Raw genomic sequence first — 17,111 nt, forward strand, 5'->3', positions numbered from 1 at the left:
ACAGCGCCTCGGATGAACGACAGTCGCAGCTGCTCGTCTGGCTTGAGAGAGCGTGGCGCATTTGCCGTCAACGCCCCAAAGACAAGAACAAGCTGTATGCACTGCACGCGCCGGAAGTCGAGTGTATCGGCAAAGGCAAGACGCGCCAGCCCTACGAGTTCGGTGTCAAGGTCAGCTTGGCAATTACTGAGAAGCGCGGGCTGATCGTGGGCGCCCGGTCGTTTTCCGGCAATCCGTACGATGGCCACACCCTAGCCGAGCAGCTCGAGCAGACGGGCATTCTATTAGGGAACGTGCCGGGTGAACCGAAGCCCAAGACGGTACTTGCCGATCTCGGCTTTCGCGGCGTAGACGCCGAGCTTGGTCCCGTACAGTTGATTCACCGAGGCAAGCACAAAACGCTAACGAGACCGCAGCGGCGCTGGCTCAAGCGACGTCAAGCGATTGAACCGATCATTGGCCACGTGAAGCAGGATCATGGCATGCGACGTTGTTGGCTGAAAGGACAAAGCGGCGATGCGCTGCATGCGGTGTTGTGCGCGACAGGCTATAACCTGCGCTGGCTGCTGCGTGCGATTGTTCGCCTGGGACTGACGGCGGTATTTTTGCGCTCGCCTTGCTGCGCTGCTTCACCGCGAACACCGGCTTACCAGGCACTTAACCCTTCCAACGTGCGATCCCTTATTCATCCCTGCATCCAATCACAATTCCGATTTGCATTGCCGAGTGAATTTTGCAGGGCCGACGACATACATCCGTCCTCCGATGGGCATGTCGGCCGTTTCGAAATATCCAGGGACAAACTGACCTGGATTCATTCTGGACGAGAACCTTCGGTTCTCGGAATCTCAAGCCTAGGCCGCGTCGCTAAAGGTCGAGCCGGTCCAACATATTGTATCTAGAATTTCGCACTGCCTAACTTAAGCAGAGTCGGAAAAGAGATGTTATCGTGACAAGTAATATCTCTTTCTCACACCATCGGACCGATATGTTTACTTTCAAGCAAATGGAAGCGTTGTACTGGATTGTTCAGTTAGGCTCATTTGAGGCCGCTGCCCGAAAGCTGAATGCGAGCCAGTCAGCGGTATCGAAACGGATAAATGAGCTGGAGTCAACATTTGACTTCCCTGTGTTTGACCGGACGTCACGTACCGCACGCGTTACTGATAGGGGAAGCGAACTATTTGAATATGCGAAGGAACTGCTGGAGAGGCGTGATGAGATTGTTGAGCGAGTCAGCGCAAAAGAGGTTCTCGTCCGGCGCATTCGGATTGGAGTCACCGAATTAACCGCGCTTACCTGGTTGCCACGCCTTATATCGGTCATCAGGGACACCTATCCGAAGGTAATCGTCGAGGCCGAGGTTGATTTGAGCGTCACTCTAAGGGAACGACTCGCGGCGGATACGGTGGACTTGGTCGTTGTTCCCCAAGCCCTTACCGGCGAGCGTTTTGTAAGCACCCCGGTCGGAACGGTTACGAACGCGTGGATGTGCTCCCCGTCGCTATACACGCGTAAAAGTACCATTCCAATCGCAGAGATTGCCCAGTTGCCGTTGCTTCTCCAAGGTAATCTCTCTGGTACCGGGTTAACGTATTCTCAGTTTTTGTCAGAGAATGACGTGAGTATGGCAAGAATACTAATGGTCAACAATCTCGTTGCCCAAATTGGTTTGGCTGTCTCCGGCATGGGCGTGAGCTACTTGCCAAAATCCTGTCTAAACTACATGCTCACTGCAGGTGCACTCAGAATTGTCAAGACAAGACCCGCCCTTCCCCCAATCCGCTACGTTGCACTTTATCGAGCAGAACACGCGCATTCTCTCAGTAATCAGATCGCGCAGTTGGCTCAACAGTGCTGCGATTTCGGTGCAAACATCCTGGACCCGCGAGCCCTTTCATCTATCAGCTAACAGGTACATGCCGCCCCCAAGATTGTCTTTCGTGGGCGGACACCTTCTTTGTACCGGAGTGGATATCTGAACTACAACTTTACAACGTCGACCAATTGCTGAATCCCGCCCACGTAACGATACAAGGAAATAACACTTTTCGTTAGGTCGCCACGCGAATTGAACTGGATTTCCCCAAGAACCCCCTTATAGTCTGTCGCCGGCATTGCCGCCAATATTTTTGCTGGGTCTATTGAGTTTGCACGCTTCATTGCATCGACAATGATATACACAGCGTCGTAGGAGAACGGTGCATTCAACTGTACCGCCTGGCCGAACCGAGCTTCATATCGTTTTCCAAAGGCCGCGCCACCTGCCATATTTTGTAGTGGCACACCAGCGATCGAACAAACGACATTGTCAGCGGCTTCGCCAGCGAGCTTCGATAGCGTTGTCGCACATAATCCGTCGCCGCCCAATAACTTGGCGGAGATAGCGAGTTGTTCCTCCTGTTTAGCAAGAGGCCCGCCGGTAGCATCCATGCCTCCGTACATGATCACGTCGGGTTTTTCGCCTTTGATTTTGGTCAAAATCGCGCGAAAATCGATCGCTTTATCGTTTGTTGCATCGTGCGATAACACGTTCATTCCATTCGCCTTCGCGCGCTTCTCGAACTCGTTGGCCAGCCCTTGCCCGTAAGCTGTAGCATCATCGACAATCGCAACCGATTTCGCATGCAATATTTTTGAAGCGTAATCCGCTAGAGCGGGCCCTTGTTGTGCGTCAGTCGCAACTACACGGTAAGTGGTCTTGAAACCTTGCTGAGTGTAGACAGGATTAGTCGCGGCCGGGGATATCTGAACTATTCCAGCATCGCTGTATATTTTTGACGCTGGAATTGAAGTGCCAGAATTCATGTGCCCAACCACAGCAACCACTTTATCGTCCACGAGTCTTTGCGCGATCTGAGCCGCTTGTCGCGGATCGGATGCGTCGTCTTGAGGATCAAGCTCCAGGAGGAGCTTCTGACCACCGATGACCAGTCCTTTTGAATTGATTTCTTCGATCGCGAGGCGAGCGCCGTTTTCCGTATCTTTTCCGAGATGCGCGCTGCCCCCTGTAAGAGGCGCTGCATGCCCTATCTTTGCGATCTCACTCGCGCCTACGCAGGAAACACCAAACACCAGAAATATCGGTAGTGAACTGACACAGATATTGCGATATGCGTGGATAAACATAATATTATTCCCCAGACATGAAAAGTGCGCGGATTGATAAGTTCACGATTTGCTAGTTTCCAATGCCGCAGTTTCCGCAATATCAGCAGTGATGCGGAGGAAGGCATCGATGTCTTCTGGTGAATTGCAGTGCAAGGGGGAGATACGGACGGCCCCTCTCAACCCGAATGAGTCGAGCATCCGTTTGGAATAGAGACTTGTCGAAATCCTTTCGTAGACAATGACGCCACGCCGTTCGTATTCTCTAACGGCGTCTACTTCTGCAATATCCTCGAATGCCAGCGCGAGAATCAGGTCACGTCGGGTAAGGTCGCTGTGGTCTACCAGCACCTGTACGCGCGGAAGCATGCGAAGCCCTCGAAGATCCTCAGTTCCGTCAAGTATTCTCGTCAGAAGAGCTCGCTCATGAAGCCCGATGGCTTTCATGCCTGTGACAAATTGCATTCGGCGGTCGGACGACAGTTCGACCTGCCCGCCCAGCCAGCATACATAGTCCACAATCTCGCTTACCACGGCAAATTGGCCCGGGGCAGCACTACCCAAGTCCCAGAAATCCGCTGGTTTCGCTGCGAGTTTGTGATGAGGCAGCTTAGCCGCTCGAGGCGAAAGCCATGAAATGCCGGAGCCCCTACATCCGAAAAATTTATAGGGCGCAAAGTTGATAGCGTCGACAGGCGTCTTTTCTAAATCAATCACTCCATGTGGAGCATGCTGCACCGCGTCGACAACGATGTACAGATCTGGCTTGATAGCTCGCGCGTCTCGGACGATTCGCTCAAGGTCAAGCTTTGCTCCGGTGATGTTGGAAGCGTAGATGACGCTAAGCAGGCACGTCTCAGAATCTATCAAGCTAACGATTTCCTCCACGTCGACTCCGCCCGTAACCTGGTTGCTTCTTGCGACGCGAAGCTCTTTACCCAGTTTCTCGGAATACAAGGTCATCGCGTCGAACGAACACGGATGCTCCAGCACCGTCGTGACCAGATTAGCCCCGGGGACGGCTCCTGCTATCGCCTCGACCAATTGGAACATTGCTCCCGAAGCCGTCAAAGAGGCATAAATCGTCCCATCTGATGCATTGAGGATTAGCCGGGCGTCTTCCTCGCCACGCTTTTGGATAGCCTGCAATTCGCGGGAAATTTCGTGCATTCGCTCCGCGTTATCGGGGGTGGAATCAACCTCCGCGAACCGGTCAACGGCCTTCTTCAAGCGGAATGAGCCGCCTGCGTTGTCAAAGTAGAGCCGCTTGCGCCCCGTGAAGTCGGAATCAACGTAATGAAATTTTTCCTTGACCTCGCGCATCAGCGCGTCGCTGAACAGCTGCCCGTTGGCGTTCTCCATTGCATACCCCTCTGCGTTTGTTGTTCACGAGCCACCCTCACGAATGTGCAGGGTCACGATAAGCTCCCATAAATCGGACGGAAAGCGATTTTTTTCGATGAATTTTCATCGCTTTAATTCGCCTTGGAAAGTTGACGCATCGCTGCAGGTCGTGTTGAAACGTCAGAGAGTACCGACCACTGTGCGCCGCGCGTAACTCCCGTTCCTGGCAGGTGTTGGATGTGAAAAATAGCCTTGGCGCTGGCCCGCTATCGCACGACGGCGCGGTTAAAGGGGTGTGAAATGCAGGTGTGCAATGCGGGCGAGCGATGCTTGATAAAAAGCGATGAAAATACATATAAAAATATCGCTTTTTAACAATTTTGTTGCGTGAAAGAATGGTTTGTCAGCAACGGGGTAATCGCTACATCTGCTGAGTAGCGTCGGAAACGATAAATCGAGTGGCGAACGCCGTGCCATTGCAGTGTCGCCCCCTCGGGCTGTTCAGAGCGTAATGTGGGGGTTGAAATAGCATCTTTTGGGAATTGCACTAACGTTTATGACCGATCGCAAGCTTCGCTACCTATGCGCGACAGACGCACAACAACTGATCGCGCGAAAGGAATTGTCGGTGCTCGAGTACGTAACGGCGTCGCTCGACGCAATTGACGCGGAAAACGGCGCGCTGCACGCTTTTCTAGAGGTCTATCGGGACGAAGCGCTCGCGGCGGCGCGCGATGCCGACAATCGCATGGCTCGAGGAAAAATTAGCGGACCGCTTCACGGTTTGCCGTTTGCCGTCAAGGATCTGATCGATGTCAAAGGTAAGCCGACTACTGCGCAATCGGATGTCTTGCGTCATAACGTTGCCTACCAGGACGCAGTCGTTACGCGTCAATTACTTGATGCGGGCGCGATCCTGATCGGGAAATTGACGCTCGAAGAATTCGGCATCGGTTCGCCATCCGATGTATTGCCGTGGCCGGCAGCGCGCAATCCCTGGGACATCGAATGTACGCCCGGGGGCTCGTCGAGCGGCTGTGGCGTCGCTTTGGCCGCGTGCCACGTACCGCTGGCGATCGGCACCGACACAGCTGGCTCCGTTCGAAATCCTGCCGCCATGTGCGGGGTGGTCGGTCTCAAGCCGACATACGACCTGATCAGTCGTCAAGGCGTCTTTCCTCTTGCCCTATCGCTCGACCACGTCGGCTTGATGGCACGCACAGCTAACGATTGTGCGCTTCTGCTCAACGTTCTGAAAGGTGGCTTTGGCGGGCCGGTCACCGCAAGCGCGGCGCACGTCAGCGACTTGCCGCTGCGCGGTCTCCGGGTGGGATTGCTCGCGCATTTCTATATGCGCGACGTCCTTGCAAGCGATGAGACGCGTGCCGCGATCGCGTCGGCTACACGCCAATTAGTTCAACTTGGCGCCGAGTTCGACGAGGTCAAATTGAGTGACCTCCAGTCATATCGCCGGTGCGGCTCCACGCTTCTGCACGTCGAGGCCTACGCGATTCACTGCGAGGCTCTGGCGCACACGCCCGAACGCTACGGCCCTCGCTGTCGCGACGCGCTACTAAAAGGTGCTGCGATTCTGCCGTCGGAATACGCGGAAGCGCAGAGACAACAACGCGCTCTCGCGGACGAAATCGATCGCCTGCTCGACACATCTGACATCTTGATGACAGGCGTCTCAGCCGAAACCGCCGCGTCACTCGCCGACGAGGAGGCTACCAACAAGTCCACCAACGACATGCGCGTGCCGTTCAATGTAACCGGCCATCCGGCGCTTTCGTTCTGCATCGGCTTTTCATCCGACGGTATGCCTATCGGTGTGCAGTTGATCGGGCGGCGCTTTCAAGAAACAAAACTGTTGGCAGTCGCAGCTGCATATCAAGGTGCTACCGGGTGGCATTCGGAGCATCCATCCGTGCCGTTTTCCCGCCGTTACTGATCTGCTTGAAATCAACCCGACTGCCTCAACACAGTCGTTGTCTCGCGCGGCGTGGGAAATGCATTCGGCCCACCATGGTTGCACCGACGATTGGAATAGAAACTACTACGCGCAGAATAGCGGCTCCCGATTTGTGGACTTCGCAACTTTAAAGGAGGCATGTCATGGCGCAGAAGACACATTCGCTGATTGAAGACTTTGAAACCCAGTTGACAAGGGGTGAGACTAGCAGCAGCGCTCTAATCGAAGCGGCGTTGACGGCAGCCGGCACTCACGACGCGGCGTTCACCCGTATTTATGCCGAAGCGGCGAGGGCCGATGCGGCTGCGGTCGACGCACGGCGCGCGTGTGGTCTCGAGAGGCCAAGTGCGTTAGCCGGAATCCCGATCACGATAAAAGACAACATGGATGTTGCAGGCGAACCGACTGCGGCAGGCTCGAGTGCTCTTGCGAACGGAGCACCTTCGGCGGCTAATGACGCTTTTGTGGTCAGACGGCTTCGCGAAGCAGGCGCGATCATTTTAGGCAAGACGGCGATGGCGGAACTCGCCATGTCATCGGTAGGCCTTATTGCAGGAACCGCTCGTCTGGCCAACCCCCTTGATCATGAGCGCGTTCCCGGCGGTTCTTCGTGCGGCGCGGCCGTGTCGGTTGCCGTGGGAGCGGCGTCCGCCGCACTGGGTACCGATACTGGCGGTTCAGTGCAAATTCCCGCCGCACTATGCGGGCTCGTCGGTTTTAAAGCGACGGCCGCACAGATTTCGTGCGAAGGTGTCGTTCCACTCTCGCGCCATCTCGACTCCATAGGAACAATCGCAACCTCCGTTCGTTGTTGCCGCATTGTCCATGAGGTGCTTGCCGGAAAACCCCGAATCTACCCACCCAACGCAGCGCTGAGACCTATCAAAGGACTGAGGCTCGCGGTGCCACGGAACTATGTGCTGGATGACCTCGAACCCCCTGTGGCGGCTGGATTTGAACGGGCACTCCAGCTTCTGTCGGAACATGGAGCTCTTTTGCAGGATGTTAACCTCCAGGAACTCGACCGCATCCCCGATGTTTATCAAGGTGGTGGTTTCTCGATGGCCGAGATTTATACCTGGCTAAGGGCTCGCGGCTTTCTTAAGCAATCGCTCATTGCATCGCGAGCATTTTCGCGAATCGAACAGGGTGGCGTTCTTTTGGCTTCCGACATGCTTGATAGGCTTTCGTTGCGCGCTTCTCTCGTCGAGAGCGCCGAGCAGCAGACAAGGTGGTGGGATGCAGTGCTGATGCCGACGTGCCCAATACTTCCGCCGCTGATTTCTGCCGTCGCCAGTAACGAGGGTTACAACCACTACAACATGCTGTTGATGCGAAATACTCGTGTTGCAAATGTCCTCGATCGCTGCGCGGTGACCCTGCCAGCCGACCGTTACGGTGGGCTTTCCATCGGGCTTACCTTGATGGGAAACCCGAGGTGTGACGACGCCTTATTCGATATTGCGGAGGCCGTAGAAAGTCTTCTCGAGACCGTCCCGAGCAAAGTGTCAGGGCGGAATGGATTCAAAACAGCGGAATAAGGAGCGGAAAATGCGCGTGAAACTTGATCATAGTGTTCTGCACGTTTCGGACTGGGAACGTTCAAATGTTTTCTATCGGGATGTCTTGTTCGCCGAGGTTGTCCCGCACAAGGGGTTTTGGGCCTATCGGTTCGAACGTGGGCAACTCAACCTGCATGGACCGGGCGCCACTCCGAAGCCGGTGGCACGCATACCGGTTGCGCCCGGCGGCAGCGATTTGTGCTTCGAATGGGACGGTCCAATCGAGACCGCGATCAGCCATCTTGGAAGCCATGATGTGGAGATCGAATTAGGACCTCTCCCGAGGTTTGGATCACGCGGGAACGGAATAAGCATCTATTTTCGAGATCCCGATGGTTCGCTATTGGAGTTCATCTCCTATGCCGAAGTCCCATAAGAGGTCTGGTCAGCGCCACACCTAATATCGTTTTCGTCGGACTGTTAGCGCACGCGAATGGACCTACTTTGGGAAGATTTCAATTGCCATTGGCGCGCTTGATGGTCCAACGATCGGATTGAACCGCCCAGCCAGATGCCAGGTGTCTTGGCCCTCATTGCCGCCCAGAGGCGCTCTCCTCGGTTCGCGCCTAGCCTCGATGGGCACCAGCCTGGTGCCCTATCCAAGCGCATCCACCGAGGCCGATATGGTATCGGTCTACGACTCCAACGACGCCCCTTCCGAAAACCAAGCCTTGTTGAAATAATCGATCGCGTCCCGGGACGTCGCAATGGCGGCTTCGTCAAAAGGTCGGTGCGCGTTCTGGATCCATTACGTTGAAGAACGCAATGAACCTTTTCGAGCGTGATCAACGAAACAGACTTTGACGCCGGTCTTGGCGGGTCTATTTAAACACCTTCACTGCGTCATCAGTCCCAGCCCTCCAACCGCAGAGTAGCGCGCACAAGCCGCTGTTCTTCCTGCTCAATCTCGCGCAGATTGGCACAAACGCTAGCAATATGGTCCGCTGCCGCCCTGCGTGCCTGTTCGGGAAGCTTGCCCGTGACGGCGTTGTAAAGTCTCGCATGCTGTCGGTCAATTACCTTTTTCTGCACTTCGCGGTGGTATAGATTATTGACCGATGCAAACACGGAACTGAGCAACGGATCCGTGAGCGCACTTAACGTGTGTGCTAGCACGGGGTTGTGCGATGCCTCGCAAATCGCGAGATGAAAGGCGTGATCAAGGCGGGCGTGCGTCGATGCGTCCGTTTCCGTACCGTGTGCCGCGACCATCTCGTCATAACGCCGCGTGATCAGGAGGAAGTCCGCCGCTGTGCCACGCAGCGCGGCGAGCCGGGCAGATTCCGCCTCCAGCATCCCCCGCACCTCGAACAGATCGTAGAGCGTGCGCGGTTGCGAACCAAGCAGGTGCATTATCGGCGTGAGCGCCGGCCGAGCGGCGAGGCTGGCAACGAAAGAACCTTTGCCATGCGACGTCTCGATGATGCCGCGCGCCCGCAGCAGCTTTAGCCCTTCGCGTAGCGCTGTACGCGAGACACCCAATTTGTCTGTCAGGCGCCGCTCCGAGGGCAATGCCTGCGCGGGCTTCAGCACACCGTCGACGATTAATCGCTCAATCCGCTCAGCGACTACGTCTGCGACCTGCCTTGACACTTCTCTATCCGACATCTGCTCGCAATCTCCACTGGTATTACCACTCTGAAACACTGGCACAACCACCCTCAAAGCGGTGTGCCATTAGCCTTAATAGACGGCGATTCAACCCTATATGGAGGCTGATCCTCATTCTTTAAACTGGTATTACCACTCGGTTTAACCATCGACATAGGAGCTCTGGATAGTAACAATGCCCACAAGAAGATGCTTGCGCGGCGCGAGGAGACAAACCATGAGCTATCGTTACGACGAAAAAATCGACGGCGCAATCGCTACACACGACAAGGCCACCGTCGTCAGTCAGTTGCGGGCGCTAATTCCCGATCTACACGTACTACACGAGCGGGAAGACCTGCGCCCGTTCGAATGCGACGGCCTCGCTGCCTACCGCGCGACGCCGATGCTGGTCGCCTTGCCCGACAAGGTCGGCCAGATCGAAGCGCTGCTGAAATTCGCCAACGAAAGGAAGATTCCTGTCGTGGCACGCGGCGCAGGCACCGGTTTGTCCGGAGGTGCGTTACCACTCGAGAAAGGAATCCTACTGGTGATGGCGCGCTTTAACCGCATTCTCGACATCGACCCCGAAGCTTGTGTCGCGCGCGTGCAGCCGGGCGTACGCAACCTCGCGATCTCACAGGCGGCCGCGCCCCACGGTCTTTACTACGCGCCTGACCCATCCTCGCAGATCGCCTGTTCAATCGGCGGCAACGTGGCGGAAAACGCGGGCGGCGTACATTGTCTGAAATACGGCCTGACCGTCAACAACATTCTCAAGCTGGAAGTTCTCACGATCGATGGCCATCGCATCACGCTCGGATCCGAGGCGCTCGATTCGCCCGGCTTTGACTTTCTCGCGGTCTTCACGGGCTCGGAAGGGATGCTCGGGATTGTCACTGAAGTCACCGTGAAACTGCTTGTCAAACCACAAAGCGCGAAAGTGCTTCTTGCGAGTTTCGATGACGTTGAAAAGGCTGGCGCGGCAGTGGCACAGATCATTGGCGCGGGCGTGATTCCCGCCGGCCTCGAGATGATGGATAACCTTGCGATTCGCGCGGCCGAGGATTTCATCCACGCGGGCTATCCGGTCGATGCGGCGGCTATCCTGCTGTGCGAAGTTGACGGCGCGCAGAGCGACGTGCACGAAGACGTTGAGCGCGTCGAAGCACTGCTGAGGGCGGCCGATGCTACCGACATCCGCGTGGCAAGGGACGAAGCCGAACGCCAGCGCTTCTGGGCCGGCCGCAAGAATGCATTCCCCGCCGTAGGCCGCATCTCGCCCGACTACTACTGTATGGACGGAACGATTCCGCGTCGAGAGCTACCGCGCGTGCTGAAAGGCATTGGAGATCTGTCCCACGAATTTGGGCTCAAAGTCGCTAACGTGTTTCATGCGGGCGACGGCAACATGCACCCGTTGATCCTTTTTGACGCAAACGCACCCGGTGAAGCTGAACGCGCCGAAGCGCTCGGCGCACGCATTCTCGAACTGTGCGTGGCGGTCGGCGGCAGCATCACCGGCGAACACGGCGTAGGTCGCGAAAAGATCAACCAGATGTGCGCGCAGTTCAATAGTGATGAACTCACTTTTTTTCATGCGCTGAAAGCCGCCTTCGACCCCAATGGCCTGCTCAACCCAGGCAAGAACGTACCGACACTACATCGTTGTGCTGAATTCGGCTCCATGCATGTTCACCGAGGCGCACTCCCTTTTCCTGAACTGGAGCGTTTCTGATGCGGACCGAACCGGTATCCATGGACGATAGCGAACGGCTCGTCTACGAAGTTGCCCAGGCATTCTCAAACCGTTCGCCACTCGTCTTTCGTGGCGGCAACAGCAAGGTGTCTCTTGGCCGTCGCGCGGAAGGCGCGATGCTCGACACGCGCTCGCATCGCGGCGTAGTGAGCTACGACCCGACTGAACTCGTGATCACCGCGCGCGCCGGCACTCCGCTCGTCGAAGTGAACGCCACGCTCGACGGGGCTGGGCAGATGCTGCCGTTCGAGCCACCCGATTTCGGTGGTGCGTCTACCGTCGGCGGGATGGTGGCGGCTGGTGTTGCGGGCCCTCGGCGCCCTTGGTCGGGCTCCGTTCGAGACTTTGTACTTGGCTGTCGTGTGATCACCGGCGAGGCGAAGCATTTGCGCTTTGGCGGTGAGGTGATGAAGAACGTCGCTGGCTATGACGTATCGCGTCTACTGACCGGGAGTTTTGGCTGCCTCGGCCTCATTACCGAGGTGTCCCTGAAAGTGCTGCCCAAACCGCGCGCCGCGCGAAGTGTCGCGCTCGACCTGAGCGCGGACGAAGCACTGCGTGAACTCTCCGCGTGGCGTCGCGCGGCGCTACCCATCAGCGGCGCGTGTCATGTGGAAGGTCGCCTGCATGTACGGCTCGAGGGCGGCGTCGGCTCCGTGGCGTCGGCACTGGACCGGATCGGTGGAGATCAGGGGGACTCGACGTTCTGGCAAGCACTGCGCGATCACAGGCTCGCATTTTTCGACGACCCACGCCCGCTATGGCGCCTATCGTTACCGAACGCGTCGCCGCTCGCGTCATTGCCAGGTGATGCGCTGCTCGACTGGGCCGGCGCACAACGCTGGCTGAAAAGCACCGCGCCTGCCGCAGCGATCCGCCAGATCGCTCACGCAGCGGGCGGCCACGCCACCTCCTTTACGCCTCAGGTGGGCACCGAGCCGTTCTCGCCGCTAGCCCCGGCGATGTTGCACTTGCATCAGCAACTGAAGCGGCAGCTCGACCCGCGCGGCCTGTTCAACCCAGGGCGTCTGTACGCGGATCTGTAAATCCCGCATCGCGGGAAGGCCCGCTTCCCGCACCGTATAACCGAATGTGAACCCCAAGCTATGCAGACCAATCTGAGCGACGACGCAAAAACCCTGTCGCGAGCTGACGAAGCCGAGCAGATCCTGCGCTCGTGCGTGCATTGTGGCTTTTGCAACGCAACCTGCCCGACCTATCAGTTGCTCGGAGACGAGCTCGATGGGCCACGCGGTCGCATCTATCTGATCAAGCAGATGCTGGAAGGTGAACCAGTCACGAGCAAAACCCAGCTTCATCTTGACCGATGCCTTAGCTGCCGCAATTGTGAAACTACCTGTCCCTCCGGTGTCACCTATCATGCACTGCTCGACATCGGTCGCGCCGAACTTGAACGACGGATCGTGCGACCGACTCCGGACCGCCTGCTCCGCGAGGGCCTGCGCCGCATAATTCCGCATCCGGCGGTCTTCAACGCATTGCTCAATATCGGACGGGCAATGCGACCGTTTCTTCCGGCTACGCTCGCGAGTAAAGTCCCCGCCCGAAGTACCCACACGAAGGGTCGGCCGACGGCGAGGCACACGCGCAAAATGCTGATCCTCGAGGGTTGCGTGCAACCCTCGCTGGCGCCGAACACCAATGCGGCCGCAGCGCGCGTGCTCGACCGGCTTAGCATCAGTATCGTGAATGCGGCGCGAGCCGGCTGCTGTGGGGCGACGGACTACCATCTGAATGCGCAGGAAGCAGGCCTTGCGCGCGCACGCCGCAATATCGATGCGTGGTGGCCCGCAATCCACGCCGGCGCCGAAGCCATCGTGCAAACGGCGAGCGGCTGCGGCGCGTTCGTCAAGGAATATGGTCATCTGTTGCGCGACGACCCTCACTATGCATCGAAAGCGCAGCGGGTCAGCGAGCTGGCGCGAGATCTTGTGGAGGTACTGGCGAATGAGCCGCTCGATTTATTGCAGTCGGGCCTGCACCGAGACGCGCAGCGGCGACTCGCCTTTCACTGTCCGTGCACCTTACAACATGCGCAAAAGCTGGGTGGCGCGGTTGAGTCGATCCTTCAGCGGCTTGGTTTCGACCTGACTGCTGTGCCCGACGCGCATTTGTGCTGCGGGTCGGCGGGCACATATTCCATCACTCAGCCCGAGCTCGCGCAGCGATTGCGCGACAACAAACTCGACGCGCTAGAGGCCGGCGGACCAGAAGTCATCGTCACGGCTAACGTCGGTTGCCAGATGCATCTTGCCAGCGCGGGTCGCACGCCTGTGCGCCATTGGATTGAACTGGTAGAGGCCACCCTCCCGCAACCGGCGCAGGAAAATTGATTGGGCCAGGTAGACTTGAGCTAACCATTGCCGCAACCACCCACCTGCTCGACGCCGCACATAGCGAAGCCGAGGGAACCCGTTGCCGGAATTCGCCCGGCAGAAATACCGGCACGCTATATCCGTTAAGACTCGTGATCAGGCAAAAACGACGTCCAAGAGCGATCAGGCGTGAGCACCGTGCCGATATGCTCCTCTAATTTCGACAGAATAACGTTGAGTTGATCCGATTCGTTCTTCGACAAGACACCGAACACAGCCTGCTCAACCCCGAGCGCTACTGGCACTATTTTTTTATAAATTTTACAACCTCGTGCAGAAAGCCTTAGCTCAATCTTTCTTCTGTCCTGTTGGTTTACCCGTCGAGTCAGAAGGCCTCTTTTAACCAAAAAGGATGTGGCCCGGGTAATTGAAAAAATATCGATAGCGATAAATTCAGCCAGATCCTTGGCAGACATAGGTGCATGTTCAGCCAAGGCCGCAATAATTCTCCACTCCGTTTGTGAGAGATCAAATTCCGCTTCATACATCTTCGCGAGGGCTAAGGTCAGCTTATTTCCCAAGAAAACGAATCTTGCGTTATGCCAATCTTTCAGTCTAAATTCACTATGCGGAAAATTCTTGTCTTCGCTCTTCATTGGATTCATTGAATAGTTTGCAACAAACCAGTCTCAGGTCTGAAGAAGTTGAAATTATAAATGTTTTCCGAGTATCCAAAACCAGGCCCGGTAGACCTGGACGAGCCTCATCATGCAGACCCGCAAATCCCTGAGCGACAAACCGCTTCTTCCAGTGCGTGATCGGCGGTGGGGCCACTTCGCAGTGCGTCGCAATCTCCCGGGTCCCATGATCGCCCTAGTCCGTCAAGGACTCGATCATAGAACAATCCAGATTTGCGTAAAGTTATTTCTGTGACAGAACGCTGGCTTGGCTTCTGTGAATGAGGGTCTGGAGGCAAGTGCCGCGACCAACCCCGTCAGAAAATTCTCACGGTTGATATCAACCACGCGGCGAAAAGCCAGCGCTCTGAACCAGAGAAATGAAGCAGGTCCAGTGCACAGACATAGGAAAGCTGCTGCGGTAGCCTGTTCGTTTCCCGGCTTGCGACTACAAGTCTAAAGTAATTTCTTCAGATGCACTCCAGGAGACGCATGTGCACATGTATTTTTCGGACTTCTTCTCCTCCTCCGACAAAAACATGTCACGATGAAGCGGAGTGCCACTCATAACCGACACCGCACATATGCCGCATTCACCACGCTTGCATCCATAAAGCGGATTTAGCCCATAGCGCACCATTGCGTCAACTATGGTTTCTGGCTGCTCTATCACAATGGTCTTATTTCTCTTTGCAAAATGCACGGTCAACTTCGGATTGGGAGCGTCTCGGACGCCACCAAAGTTTTCAGATCGCACTACGCCGCGACGCCATTGCTGCCGCTCACAAATTCGGGAGATAGCCCGGACGAAGGGCGGCGGACCGCACACGTAGATACGTTGATTCTCCACCGGATCGCGCAGCAGATTTTCAAAATCGTAAAAGCGCTGCGCCTGCCCGCCATCGGCGTGACATTCAACATCGGCAAAGGCATTTTTTTTCAAACGTTCAAGAAGCGGCGCGTCTTCCATATCGCGTACACAATAAATAAGACGATGCCTAATTTTCAATCTGGACAGTTGAGACGATATCGAGTAAATCGGGGTAATGCCGATCCCGCCTGCTACAAGCAGGTGACTGGTAGCGCTTGCGTCGAGTGAGAAACCGTTGATTGGCCTGCGCGCTTCCAATGTTCCTCCCGCGGATATTACGTCATGTAAATAGCGCGACCCGCCTCGCCCTGTCTCTTCCCGCTTGATCGCAATCTCAAACACCGAGCGATCAGCTGGATTCCCGATCAGTGAATAGGCATTCCAGGCTGGCAGGCCGTCGGGGAGTGTGACTTTGACCTCAATGTGTGCACCCGCTTCATACCGTGGAAGAATTCGACCGTCCGTACCGCGCAGCCTCAATAGCTTCGTGCTGCAAGTCAACGAGACAACTTCGCTGACCGTGAGGTACATCGTATCCGCGTCGACGTTGCTTTCGAATCCATTCATCGTTGATAGTGACATGTGCTTTCCCCTTTCAACTTGCCTGTTTTTCAGTTTTCGTTTGAATACCCATGGTATCGAGTACCGCCGGAACATGGTCGAAATCTGTCGGATCTTCATGCAAGCCCGAGTAGCTCTGCACCATATATATATCGCCGCCCGCACTGGTATGCGGCAACACGCCTTTCGCAACCTCCCTGGCAGCGCGCAACATTACATTACGCATTGCTACGATCGACGTGTCACTCGAGGCCAGGTGTTCGCGCGACCGATCAACAATGGGACCGCAACTTTCGGTTACCACAGCATCTTGTGCGCGGATACCATGAATACCTGTGAATGAATGCTCACGCTGAACGTTGCGATCTAGCAGATAATCATTGTCCTTGTTCTCTATCGGCGTGGTCGTCCCAGGAATTACGCTGCGATGGGCAACGACTCCGCCTTGCCATAAGCCAAGTTCTGCCGCGTCAGGGGGGGCATCTTTACGGTAGGTAACACATATCGACCAAAGGCTTTGATTATCACGTGGAATCCAGGCGCGCCACACGCGGGAATTCTGATCGTCACTTGGTGCAATCATGGTGTAAAACGGCATCAAGAATAAGTCCACACGCCAGAAAAATGGCTTGTCATTTTTTACGTGACGGCGTGCCCCACAAGCAAGGCCGAAATCAGTTTCCAGGATTTTCCAGCGCGGCGCCTGACCCTCCTGGAAATATGAGCCAAACAGCGATTCTTTCGGTACCTGAGGGTTGTCCAAGCGACGGTGTAAAAAAGCGACGTGTGCTTCGTCTACCTCTCCCTCTAGCGCTTGCAGGAAGTTGCAGTCTTGCTGCCAACGCGACATATGTCGATGCGATGCTGGAGATTTCATCCACTCGAATTGCGGCAATTCCGGTGCAGGCGTTGCACTGCCCATATACACCCAGCCCACGCCTGCAAATTCGCGTACTGGGTAAGACTTGATCTTCATGCAGTCCCGGAAAGCACTTGAGGGTGGCTCAGATGGCATGTCGACACAGCTTCCATTGACGTCAAATTTCCAGCCGTGGTAGATACACCGTATGCCATTTTCCTCATTGCGACCGTAAAATAAACTCGCGACCCGATGCGGACAGAACTCGTCAATCATGCCCAGCCTACCATTGCTGTCTCTGAATACGATCAGGTCTTCTCCCAGCAACTTGATCCGCTGCGGTGGAGCGTCAGCCGCAGGGAATTCGTTTTCGCAGAGAAATGGAATCCAGTGACTCCTGATCATCTCTCCCATCGGACTATCCGCATCCGTGTCCGTAAGCAATACATTCTCTTGTTTTGTAATCACGGGA

The 17,111-nt window shown here is 56.0% G+C and carries 13 protein-coding genes and 1 pseudogene; 8 read left to right on the forward strand and 6 right to left on the reverse strand.

The window, feature by feature from the left end:
- Window positions 1-35: 35 nt before the first annotated feature.
- Together ACMX25_RS34515 and ACMX25_RS34520 are read left to right on the forward strand one after the other, a co-directional pair.
- Window positions 36-614: pseudogene (locus ACMX25_RS34515) on the forward strand (transposase); the annotation flags it as partial.
- Window positions 615-988: 374 nt separating this feature from the next.
- Window positions 989-1,912 (forward strand): LysR family transcriptional regulator, encoded by a 924-nt coding sequence (locus ACMX25_RS34520; RefSeq protein WP_414954392.1) that lies wholly within the window; start codon window positions 989-991, stop codon window positions 1,910-1,912.
- A gap of 71 nt (window positions 1,913-1,983) precedes the next feature.
- Here ACMX25_RS34520 and ACMX25_RS34525 read toward each other — a convergent pair whose 3' ends face one another.
- Together ACMX25_RS34525 and ACMX25_RS34530 are read right to left on the reverse strand one after the other, a co-directional pair.
- Entirely contained in the window at window positions 1,984-3,129 is a 1,146-nt protein-coding gene (locus ACMX25_RS34525) for a branched-chain amino acid ABC transporter substrate-binding protein (protein WP_414954373.1), read from the reverse strand.
- Window positions 3,130-3,171: 42 nt separating this feature from the next.
- Window positions 3,172-4,470 (reverse strand): aminotransferase class V-fold PLP-dependent enzyme, encoded by a 1,299-nt coding sequence (locus tag ACMX25_RS34530; RefSeq protein WP_414954374.1) that lies wholly within the window; start codon window positions 4,468-4,470, stop codon window positions 3,172-3,174.
- Between the two features lie 538 nt (window positions 4,471-5,008).
- Between ACMX25_RS34530 and ACMX25_RS34535 the strand changes: the two genes are divergently transcribed.
- From ACMX25_RS34535 to ACMX25_RS34545, 3 genes are all read left to right on the forward strand, one after another.
- Window positions 5,009-6,403 carry an amidase gene (locus ACMX25_RS34535; RefSeq protein ID WP_414954375.1) on the forward strand — a complete coding sequence of 465 codons (1,395 nt, stop codon included), beginning with the start codon at window positions 5,009-5,011 and terminating at the stop codon, window positions 6,401-6,403.
- 164 nt (window positions 6,404-6,567) lie between these two features.
- Complete coding sequence (locus ACMX25_RS34540; protein ID WP_414954376.1) at window positions 6,568-7,965, forward strand: amidase; 1,398 nt, start codon at window positions 6,568-6,570, stop codon at window positions 7,963-7,965.
- Between the two features lie 10 nt (window positions 7,966-7,975).
- Window positions 7,976-8,362: a VOC family protein gene (locus ACMX25_RS34545; protein WP_414954377.1), complete on the forward strand. Its 387-nt coding sequence runs from the start codon at window positions 7,976-7,978 to the stop codon at window positions 8,360-8,362.
- Window positions 8,363-8,832: 470 nt separating this feature from the next.
- On the opposite strand, the gene glcC is transcribed toward ACMX25_RS34545, so the two are convergent.
- The gene (glcC, locus tag ACMX25_RS34550; protein ID WP_414954378.1) at window positions 8,833-9,594 is read right to left on the reverse strand and encodes a transcriptional regulator GlcC; all 762 of its coding nucleotides are present in this window, start codon (window positions 9,592-9,594) and stop codon (window positions 8,833-8,835) included.
- 220 nt (window positions 9,595-9,814) lie between these two features.
- On the opposite strand from glcC, the gene glcD reads away from it, so the two are divergent.
- From glcD to glcF, 3 genes are read left to right on the forward strand one after another with little or no spacing between them, the layout of a single operon-like run.
- Window positions 9,815-11,314, forward strand: coding sequence for a glycolate oxidase subunit GlcD (gene glcD / locus ACMX25_RS34555; protein WP_414954379.1), 1,500 nt, complete (start codon window positions 9,815-9,817; stop codon window positions 11,312-11,314).
- A complete protein-coding gene (gene glcE / locus ACMX25_RS34560) occupies window positions 11,314-12,381 on the forward strand; it encodes a glycolate oxidase subunit GlcE (RefSeq protein WP_414954380.1) in 1,068 nt (355 codons plus the stop codon). The genes glcD and glcE overlap by 1 nt, the downstream gene beginning before the upstream one ends.
- Window positions 12,382-12,441: 60 nt before the next feature.
- The gene (gene glcF / locus ACMX25_RS34565) at window positions 12,442-13,689 is read left to right on the forward strand and encodes a glycolate oxidase subunit GlcF (protein WP_414954381.1); all 1,248 of its coding nucleotides are present in this window, start codon (window positions 12,442-12,444) and stop codon (window positions 13,687-13,689) included.
- Between the two features lie 125 nt (window positions 13,690-13,814).
- On the opposite strand, the gene ACMX25_RS34570 is transcribed toward glcF, so the two are convergent.
- The 3 genes from ACMX25_RS34570 to ACMX25_RS34580 all read right to left on the reverse strand — a co-directional run bounded on the left by ACMX25_RS34570 (window position 13,815) and on the right by ACMX25_RS34580 (window position 17,107).
- Window positions 13,815-14,336 (reverse strand): MarR family winged helix-turn-helix transcriptional regulator, encoded by a 522-nt coding sequence (locus ACMX25_RS34570; protein WP_414954382.1) that lies wholly within the window; start codon window positions 14,334-14,336, stop codon window positions 13,815-13,817.
- A gap of 460 nt (window positions 14,337-14,796) precedes the next feature.
- Complete coding sequence (locus ACMX25_RS34575; protein WP_414954383.1) at window positions 14,797-15,801, reverse strand: PDR/VanB family oxidoreductase; 1,005 nt, start codon at window positions 15,799-15,801, stop codon at window positions 14,797-14,799.
- A gap of 13 nt (window positions 15,802-15,814) precedes the next feature.
- On the reverse strand, window positions 15,815-17,107 hold the full coding sequence (locus ACMX25_RS34580; RefSeq protein WP_414954384.1) for a Rieske 2Fe-2S domain-containing protein: 1,293 nt from the start codon (window positions 17,105-17,107) through the stop codon (window positions 15,815-15,817).
- Between the last annotated feature and the right edge of the window lie 4 nt (window positions 17,108-17,111).

This window comes from Caballeronia eucalypticola (assembly GCF_047608185.1).
Taxonomy (GTDB): domain Bacteria; phylum Pseudomonadota; class Gammaproteobacteria; order Burkholderiales; family Burkholderiaceae; genus Caballeronia.

Bases quoted from the DNA above. Each gene is read 5' to 3' on its own strand.
- ACMX25_RS34530 (WP_414954374.1), bottom strand. From the start codon at position 4,470: ATGGAGAACGCCAACGGGCAGCTGTTCAGCGACGCGCTGATGCGCGAG.
- glcC (WP_414954378.1), bottom strand. From the start codon at position 9,594: ATGTCGGATAGAGAAGTGTCAAGGCAGGTCGCAGACGTAGTCGCTGAG.
- ACMX25_RS34540 (WP_414954376.1), top strand. From the start codon at position 6,568: ATGGCGCAGAAGACACATTCGCTGATTGAAGACTTTGAAACCCAGTTG.
- ACMX25_RS34570 (WP_414954382.1), bottom strand. From the start codon at position 14,336: ATGAATCCAATGAAGAGCGAAGACAAGAATTTTCCGCATAGTGAATTT.
- glcD (WP_414954379.1), top strand. From the start codon at position 9,815: ATGAGCTATCGTTACGACGAAAAAATCGACGGCGCAATCGCTACACAC.
- glcE (WP_414954380.1), top strand. From the start codon at position 11,314: ATGCGGACCGAACCGGTATCCATGGACGATAGCGAACGGCTCGTCTAC.
- ACMX25_RS34575 (WP_414954383.1), bottom strand. From the start codon at position 15,801: ATGTCACTATCAACGATGAATGGATTCGAAAGCAACGTCGACGCGGAT.
- ACMX25_RS34535 (WP_414954375.1), top strand. From the start codon at position 5,009: ATGACCGATCGCAAGCTTCGCTACCTATGCGCGACAGACGCACAACAA.
- glcF (WP_414954381.1), top strand. From the start codon at position 12,442: ATGCAGACCAATCTGAGCGACGACGCAAAAACCCTGTCGCGAGCTGAC.
- ACMX25_RS34525 (WP_414954373.1), bottom strand. From the start codon at position 3,129: ATGTTTATCCACGCATATCGCAATATCTGTGTCAGTTCACTACCGATA.
- ACMX25_RS34545 (WP_414954377.1), top strand. From the start codon at position 7,976: ATGCGCGTGAAACTTGATCATAGTGTTCTGCACGTTTCGGACTGGGAA.
- ACMX25_RS34520 (WP_414954392.1), top strand. From the start codon at position 989: ATGTTTACTTTCAAGCAAATGGAAGCGTTGTACTGGATTGTTCAGTTA.